Here is a 2,420-nt window from a genome sequence, read left to right on the forward strand (position 1 = left end):
AACTAGAAAAAAGGATTGAACCCTAATCGGATTCAATCCTTCATTCTTTTATTCAACAACTACTGTGCCTTTATAAGGAGTATCTTCGCTGGAAGTCCCAACATATACAGTGTACTCGCCAGGTCTTACGACGAAGTCATGTTCATAGTAGTCCCATACGCCCATTGGATGGTTCGTAGCAGCTGGGTCAATTGTGATTGTTACTTCACGTGACTCATTAGGCTCTAGGTGAACTTTTTGGAAGCCAACTAGACGTTTAGGCGGCTGTCCGTGGACAGGAATGCCTAGGTATACTTGAACAACTTCAGCTCCAGCCACTTTTCCTGTGTTCGTTACGGTTACTTTAACCGCGATAGGAGATTTGCCGTCTGTTTGTTCTGGTGTGACTGAGAATCCAGAAAGCTCAAAGGTTGTGTAGGATAGGCCATATCCGAACGGGAATAATGGCTTAATTCCTTGAGACTGGAACCAGCGGTAGCCCATGTTGAGGCCTTCAGAATAACGGATAACTGGGAAGCCGTTACCTTCATCTGTACCAGGGTAGCGCTCAGGCTTGCCTGCGTATAATAGGTCGCTTTCAGATGCCGCATAGGTTGTAGGAACCTTACCTGATGGGTTAACTACACCGAAGAGTAAATCAGCCACAACGTGACCATCTTCAGTACCTTGGTTCCAAGCTTCAAGAACTGCTTTAGCTTTAGAAATCCATGGCATCATGACTGGGCTGCTGTCTTTCATGACAACAACAGTTTGCGGATTGATATCCAACAATTCGTCAACCATGCGGTTTTGGTCGTTCAACATGTTTGGTGTTGGCAAGTCAAAGCCTTCAGAGGCAACCAAACCAGCCATTAAGATCACCATGTCTGCTTTAGCTGCAGCAGCTTTTGCTTCTTCAAGATTTGATAAATCGGAAGCAACTGTGAACTTGCTGACTTTAGAGTCTGAACCAAGACCTTGCAGTACATTCTGCATACCTTCTACTGGTGGTACAGTGTAGAGCGGAGTTACCTTTGAAGAACCGCCGCCGCCGTTGCAAGCATCATCCACGAATTCAGATTGACCGATGATCACGATGGAGCCATAGGCTTTCGGATCAAGTGGCAGCATTTCATCTTCATTTTTTAGAAGAATCGCTGTTTGTGAACCGATTTTTCTAGATCTAGCTCCGTGTCCTTTCGCATCAATCTCACCTGGATTGTAAGGACGCTCGAATTGATTGAAACGGAACATTTGTGTATAGCGGCGAACCAATGCACGGTCAACCGTTTCAATTTCAAGGCTCGTGTCTTGGAGGGCATTCTTCACATTCGTCTCGTTCAACCATTTAGCATCCGGCATTTCATGGTCCATACCAGCATTCAATGATGCAGCAGCAGAACGGCAAGACCAGAAGTCAGATTGTACATACCCTTGGAAGCCCCACTCGTCACGAAGGATATCGTTAAGAAGGTAGCGGCTTTCCGTTGCGTACACACCGCGAACACGGTTGTAAGCGCTCATCATAGCGGCGATGTCACCGTCTTTGACTAACATTTCGAAAGGCAGAAGGTAAAGCTCGCGCAATACATGCTCATCCAACTCAACACTTGTGCGGAAGCGCTCGTACTCCTGATCGTTAACGGCAAAGTGTTTACCCATCGCAATAACATCATGCTCCTGAATCGCTTTCGTAACCTCAACGCCCATTACACCGGAAAGGTATGGATCTTCAGAGAAATACTCAAAGTTACGACCTGCGATTGGCGTTCTGTGCAAGCAAACCCCTGGTCCTTCAAGTACATGCTGGCCAAGCGTAGCCGTCTCAGAACCAATGATATCCCCGTACTCACGCGCTAGCTCAGGATCAAAGCCTGCAGCAAGACCAATTGTCATTGGCAGTGCAGTAGCTGGCGGGCTTGGATGACCATCCCCCATACCTACGCCTACAGGTCCGTTTGTAATACGGAAACGAGGGATACCCAACTCTTCAATACCCTTAACATGGCGCTGAACTTGGATTTGAGCCATAAGGCGCTCTTGCTCCTCAGGGCTCATCATATTCATTTCATCCATAGACGGCAAGTCATAGATGTTGATTGTATTCATGGCACCGTGCAGCTGGGCAATCTTTTGCTCCAAAGTCATAGCAGCAACAAGCTTCTCAGCACGCTCACGTGGTGAAAGTGACTTGTCCATCCATGGAAACTGCTCGGTCTTATCCATAACCATATTCTGTTGACTCATGTTGAACTCTCCTCACACAATAGTTTTCTTACTTTCTCTTTAAAACGCTTACATCGTTGAAATATCCAGGTAGCCTTCAAACAAAAAGGAAGATTTCTTCCCTTGTTATATCTGGATTAATATCATTTGTGAAGTTTTTCACTAATTCTACTATAGTATTTTTCTTATCCTTTCTCTCGCACTATTTTTGTTAT

1 protein-coding gene is annotated in these 2,420 nt (G+C 45.7%); it reads right to left on the minus strand.

Annotated elements, in window-relative coordinates; all coding sequences use genetic code 11:
* Window positions 1-48: 48 nt before the first annotated feature.
* Window positions 49-2,226 (minus strand): beta-glucosidase, encoded by a 2,178-nt coding sequence (locus ACI35L_RS07620; RefSeq protein WP_439802593.1) that lies wholly within the window; start codon window positions 2,224-2,226, stop codon window positions 49-51.
* Window positions 2,227-2,420: the final 194 nt, after the last annotated feature.

Source organism: Pradoshia sp. (assembly GCF_051873915.1).
Classification (GTDB): domain Bacteria; phylum Bacillota; class Bacilli; order Bacillales; family Pradoshiaceae; genus Pradoshia.